Raw genomic sequence first — 5,714 nt, forward strand, 5'->3', positions numbered from 1 at the left:
CCCCCGGCGATGTCGGCCAGTCCCACAAGCGCGGACACGACGGAGCTCTTGCCGCAGCCGCTCTCGCCGGCGAGTCCAAGGATCTCTCCTTCGCGGTGTCGCCGGCCTCGCCGCGCGTCTGCAGGTCGTTCAGCTGCGAGTGCAGGTCGTTGTTGTTGGCGCGCAGCTGCGCGGTGACCTTCTCGGTGGACGCGACCAGCGGGGCGTTCAGTACCGTGCTGCCGAGCACGATGCCGACGGCCAGCGCGAGGAAGATCGCGACGATGGAGACGAGGTGATAGCGGAAATCGATCACGAGAAGAGCCCGACCAACCAGAAGATGAAACCGTTCCAGGCGTCCCGAAGTCCGTTCAGCCAGACCTTGCCCATCGGCGAGAACCACAGGACCACGCCCACGGTGAAAAGTGCGGTGGCCACGAGCAGCAGCAGGGAGCCGACGGAGATGCGGCTGCGGTAGAGCCTGCTCACGCCCTTGGCCTCCACGAGCTTGCCGCCGACCCGCAGCCGGGTCAGGAAGGTGCTCGCCATGCCCGACCGGCCCTTGTCGAGGAACTCCACCAGCGTGCCGTGCGTGCCGACCGCGACGATCAGGCTCGCGCCCTTGTCGTCGGCGAGCAGGATCGCGATGTCCTCGCTGGTGCCTGTCGCGGGGAAGACCACGGCCTCCTGGCCGAGCTGCCGCACGCGCTCAAGCCCCGGCGCCCGCCCGTCGCGGTAGGCGTGCACGACCAGCTCGGCGCCGCAGCAGAGCGCGCGCTCGGAGACCGAGTCGAAGTCGCCCACGATGAGATCGGGCAGGTAGCCCGCCTCCATCAGGGCGTCGGCGCCGCCGTCGACGCCGATCAGGACCGGGCGGTACTCCCTGATGTAGGAGCGGAGGGTGGCGATGTCCTCCTTGTAGTGGTAGCCGCGCACGACGACGAGGACGTGCTTGCCCTCCATCGTGGTGCGGATGTCGGGCACCCCCACTCCGTCGATGAGCAGGTCGCGCTCGCGGCGGATGTACTCCATGGTGTTCATGGCGAAGTCTTCGATCTGGATCGACAGGCCCGCCCGCGCCTCGGTCATCGCGGCCTCGATGGTCTCGGCCGTGACCGCCTCGCCCTTGCCGACGAGCTCGTCGTCGAGGTAGATCTCACCGTCGTGGACGCGCACCACGTCACCGTCGCGTACGCGGTCGAACACCTCGGGGGTGGAGTTGTCGACGAGCGTCACCCCGGCGTTGACCAGGATCTGCGGGCCGAGGTTCGGGTAACGCCCGCTGATGCTGGCCGCGATGTTCACCACGACCGAAACACCGCACGCGACAAGCGCCTCCGCGCTCACCCGGTCGACGTCGACATGATCGATGATCGCGATTTCCCCGGGCCGGAGGCGCTTGGTCAGCCTCTTGGTCCGCCGATCGATCCTCGCCACTGCCGTCACCCCGGGAAGGTCTGAAACCTTCCTGCGGCGGAGGCCCTGAACCTTAAAGGTCGGCACCTTCATCACGAACCATCCTGCCAGAGCGTGCGACCAAGATGTGCCCGCATCATGGCGTGTCAGTTTTGTCACTGTCGCCGGGTCACGAGCGCCCGGCGCGCGACCACGGGCCCTCGCGGCCCCCGTACGTCTCCCCGCATGCCCCCTGAACAGGGGCGACTCTTGCTCAGCTCGCCGCCTTGTCCGCCGCGGCGATCGACAGCAGCTCCTCGGCGTGCGCGCGGCCGAGCTCGGAATCTTCGAGACCGGCCAGCATGCGCGACAGCTCCCTCGCGCGGGCCTCGCGGTCGAGCGCGGTGACACCGCTGCGGACCACGCGCCCGTCGCCGGCCTTCTCCACGACCAGGTGCTGGTCGGCGAAGGCCGCGACCTGCGGCAGGTGGGTCACGACGATCACCTGGGCCGTACGGGCCAGGCGGGCGAGGCGCCGCCCGATCTCCACCGCCGCCTTGCCGCCCACGCCCGCGTCCACCTCGTCGAACACGAAGGTGGGCACCGGGTCGGCCCCGGCGAAGACGACCTCGATGGCCAGCATGACCCGGCTGAGCTCGCCTCCGGAGGCGCCCTTGTTGAGCGGCAGCGCCGGTGCCCCCGGATGGGACATCAAGCGCAGCTCGATCTCGTCGGCGCCGTCGGGACCGAACTGGCCGCTCGGGGTGAGCACCACGACCACCTGGGCGTGGGGCATGGCCAGCGCGGTCAGCTCGGCGGTGACGGCCTCGCCGAAACGATCGGCGGCGACCGTGCGGATGCCGGTCACCTCGGCCGCGAGCTCGGTGAGCCGCGTGAGCAGCTCCTCGTGTTCGCGCGTCAGCTCGGCGACACGGTCGTCGTCGCCCTCCAGCTCGGCCACCCGGGAGGCCGCCTCCCTGGCCCAGGCCAGCACGGCCGTGGTGTCCACGCCGTACTTCCTGATGAGGCCGTTCACCACCGCGCGGCGCTCCTGCACGGCGGCCAGCCTGGCGGGGTCGGCGTCGACGGACTCGGAGTAGGCGGCGAGCTCGGTGGCCACGTCGGACACCAGGTATCCGGCCTCGGCGAGCCGGTCGCCGATGGCGGACAGCGTCGTGTCGTACGAGCGGACCGCCTCGACGGCCGACCGCGCCATCCCGAGCAGCGACACGGCGTCCTGCGCGCCCTGGACGCTTCCCATGGGGTCGCCGAGCAGGGCGGTGTGGGCGTCGACGGCGGCGTTCTTCAGCGAGTCGGCGTGGGAGAGGCGCTCCTCCTCCTGCTTGAGCTCCAGCTCCTCGCCGGGCCTCGGATCGGCCTTCTCGATCTCCTCAAGGCCGAAGCGGAGGTGGTCGGCCTCCTGCGCCCGCTCGCGGGCACGGGTGGTGAGCTCTTCGAGCGTCTGGCTGACTTCCTTGTGGCGTTTGTAGGCCTGGGTGTAGGCGCGCAGGGGCTTGACCAGCTCCTCACCGGCGTAGCGGTCGAGGGCGGCGCGCTGGCGGCCGGGCTGGAGCAGCCTCTGCTGGTCCATCTGGCCGTGGACGGCGACGAGTTCCTCGGCGAGGTAGGTCAGCGTGCCGACCGGGACGGACCTGCCGCCCAGCCACGCGCGCGAGCGGCCCTCGCTGGAGACGGACCTGGCGATGATCAGCTCGCCGTCCTCCACGGAGCCGCCGGCGTCCTCCACCTGCTGGGCGACGCGGCCCCCTGCCTCCACGACCAGGGTGCCCTCGACCGTGGCGCGCTCGGCGCCCGGACGGACGCGCGCGGGATCGGCCCTGCCGCCGAACAGCAGGCCGAGCCCGGTCACGACCATCGTCTTGCCGGCGCCCGTCTCACCCGTGACGACGGTGAAACCCGATGAGAGCGTCAGAACAGCCTCATCGATCACCCCGAGCCCTTTGATCCGGACCTCATCGACCCGTGGCCGCACTGGGTCCCTCCCGCCGTATCGCCGCGCTGCCTCCGATCGGGCACACCTCGCCGGACCGTGTGGGGCTTGGCTCGGTCACCTCTCCGTGCGGGTCGATCCTACGCGGAAATCGCCAAGGTTTTCGATGACCGGGGTCGTCAACGCCCCGGACGGGGTCGTTCGCGCCCCTCGGTCACGATCGCTCACGCCTCCTGGCTAGGGGCGGACGCGCCCGCGCCACCCCTGGACGGGAAGGTCGAACTTGGCCACGAGCCGGTCGGTGAAGGGGGCTCCGGTGGCGTCGGCGTCGTGCAGCCGCGCCAGCCGTACGGGAAGGTCGGCGCGCCGCATCTCGACCCGCACGCCCGGCGGGAGATCGAAGCGCCGCCGGCCGTCGCACCACAGCACTCCGCCCGGAGTGCCCGGCAGTAGCTCCACGGCGATCGTCGACCTCGGGGACACCACCAGGGGACGCGCGAACAGCGCGTGGGCGCTGTTGGGCACCAGCAGCAGCGCCTCCACCTCGGGCCAGACCACCGGGCCGCCCGCGGAGAAGGCGTAGGCCGTCGAACCCGTCGGGGTGGCGCAGATCACCCCGTCGCATCCCCACCGGGACAGCGGGCGGCCGTCGATCTCGGCGACGACCTCCAGCATGCGGTCGCGCTTCTCGACGCTCGCCTCGTTCAGGGCCCAGGTGGAGGCCAGCGTCTCACCGTTGGCCCGGACCCTCACGTCGATGGTCATGCGCTCCTCGACGGTGTACCGGCCGGTCACGACGCGGTCGACGGCCTCGGCGAGGTCGGCCATCTCCGCCTCCGCGAGGAAGCCCACATGGCCGAGGTTGACCCCGAGCAGGGGGGTGCGGGCGGGCCGGGCCAGCTCGGCGGCCCGCAGCAGCGTGCCGTCGCCGCCCAGCACGATCAGGACCTCGGCGTCCTCCGCCGCGGCCGAGCCCGGCGGCACGATGTCGACCCCCGGGACGCCGATCTCCTCGGCCTCGGGCTCCATGACCCGGACCGTGAAACCCGCCTCCAGGAACCGCTGGATCACCAGCCGCGCGCTGTCGACCGCGGGCTCGCGACCGGTGTGCGCGGTGATCAGCACCGTGCGCTTCGCGCTGTCCATGGTCACTCCGCTCGTCCGGCGGGCACTCCGCGCACTACTGGGGACCTTCCGCGACGGCGCGCTCGATCTCGGCGTCGAGATCGGCCACCGGCTCCGGCCCGGGACCCCTGCCGAGCCAGATGAGGTACTCGACGTTGCCGGACGGGCCGGGCAACGGGCTCGCCGTGACCCCGCGCACCGCCAGGCCGAGCGCGGACGCCGCACGCGCGACGTCACGGACGGCCCCGGCGCGCAGCGCCGGGTCGCGGACGACGCCGCCGGCGCCCACCCGCTCCTTGCCCACCTCGAACTGCGGCTTGACCAGCATCACGAAGTCGGCCTCGGGGGCCGCGCAGGCCGCCAGGGCGGGCAGCACCAGGCGCAGGGAGATGAACGAAAGGTCGCCGACGACCAGGGAGGGCGGATCGCCCACCATCTCGGGGGTGAGATCGCGGACGTTGACCCGCTCCATGACGGTGACCCGCTCGTCGGTGCGCAGCGACCAGGCGAGCTGGCCGTACCCGACGTCGACCGCGAGGACGTGGGCCACGCCGGCGCGGAGCAGCACGTCGGTGAACCCGCCGGTCGAGGCGCCCGCGTCCAGGCAGCGGCGCCCCTCGACGCCGAGCCCGCGCGGCCCGAACGCCTCGATCGCGCCGAGCAGCTTGTGGGCGCCCCGCGAGACATAGTCGGGGCCCTCGGCCGCCTCCGCGACCACGATGGCCGAGGCCGTGTCGACCTGCGTGGCCGCCTTGGCCGCCGTACGGCCGCCGACGCTGACGCGGCCGCCGGTGATGAGGTCGGCGGCCTGCTCGCGAGAGCGCGCCAGGCCGCGCCGGACGAGCTCGCTGTCGAGACGGACGCGCCGGCTCAACGCGCCCGCCCCGGGACGCGTCGTGAGATCCTTTGCCACCGGTGCCTCACGGGCGGCCGTCCCCCGCAGCGGCGGACGCGCCCGCTCGGGCGATGGCCGCGACCGCCTGAGCGGTGGACGCACCCGCGCGAGCGGCGGGCACGCCCGCTTGGGCGGTGGACGCACCCGCTTGGGTGGAGGACGTGTCGCCCACCGAGGCCAGGGTCGCCTCCAGACCGCTCAGCACCTTCTCGAACGCCGCCACGTGCTCCCGCACGGGGAGGTCTCCGAGGCCGCTCAGCCGGGCCAGGGCAGCCGCCGGAGAACTCCGGCGAGCCCAACGCGCAGGACGGCCTGCGGCTGGACCTGCTCTGCGCGCTGGTCTCCGCGCAGGGCCACGCGGGCAACGTG

General features: G+C 72.4%; 6 protein-coding genes and 1 pseudogene. All 7 read right to left on the bottom strand.

The annotated features are described in order from the left end of the window. Positions 1-83, bottom strand: an 83-nt coding sequence (locus AB0B89_RS34425; RefSeq protein WP_358561342.1) for a hypothetical protein, incomplete at its 3' end; no start/stop codon positions are given. 59 nt (positions 84-142) lie between these two features. Continuing rightward, positions 143-382 (bottom strand): annotated as a pseudogene (locus tag AB0B89_RS34430) (copper transporter); the annotation flags it as partial. Beyond that, positions 292-1,488, bottom strand: a complete 1,197-nt coding sequence (steA, locus tag AB0B89_RS34435) for a putative cytokinetic ring protein SteA (RefSeq protein ID WP_358561331.1) — start codon at positions 1,486-1,488, stop codon at positions 292-294. The pseudogene AB0B89_RS34430 and the gene steA, both read right to left, overlap by 91 nt. Positions 1,489-1,648: 160 nt before the next feature. Beyond that, a complete protein-coding gene (gene recN / locus AB0B89_RS34440) occupies positions 1,649-3,367 on the bottom strand; it encodes a DNA repair protein RecN (protein WP_358561334.1) in 1,719 nt (572 codons plus the stop codon). 195 nt (positions 3,368-3,562) lie between these two features. Next, positions 3,563-4,471 carry an NAD kinase gene (locus tag AB0B89_RS34445; RefSeq protein WP_358561337.1) on the bottom strand — a complete coding sequence of 303 codons (909 nt, stop codon included), beginning with the start codon at positions 4,469-4,471 and terminating at the stop codon, positions 3,563-3,565. A gap of 34 nt (positions 4,472-4,505) precedes the next feature. Continuing rightward, entirely contained in the window at positions 4,506-5,324 is an 819-nt protein-coding gene (locus AB0B89_RS34450; RefSeq protein WP_358561344.1) for a TlyA family RNA methyltransferase, read from the bottom strand. Positions 5,325-5,370: 46 nt separating this feature from the next. Continuing rightward, a complete protein-coding gene (locus tag AB0B89_RS34455) occupies positions 5,371-5,580 on the bottom strand; it encodes a hypothetical protein (protein ID WP_358561340.1) in 210 nt (69 codons plus the stop codon). Positions 5,581-5,714: the final 134 nt, after the last annotated feature.

It is taken from the genome of Sphaerisporangium sp. NPDC049002, from assembly GCF_040649355.1.
Lineage (GTDB): Bacteria > Actinomycetota > Actinomycetes > Streptosporangiales > Streptosporangiaceae > Sphaerisporangium.

Excerpts from the sequence above, each read along its gene's own strand:
- steA (WP_358561331.1), bottom strand. The coding sequence starts at position 1,488 with ATGAAGGTGCCGACCTTTAAGGTTCAGGGCCTCCGCCGCAGGAAGGTT.
- AB0B89_RS34445 (WP_358561337.1), bottom strand. The coding sequence starts at position 4,471 with ATGGACAGCGCGAAGCGCACGGTGCTGATCACCGCGCACACCGGTCGC.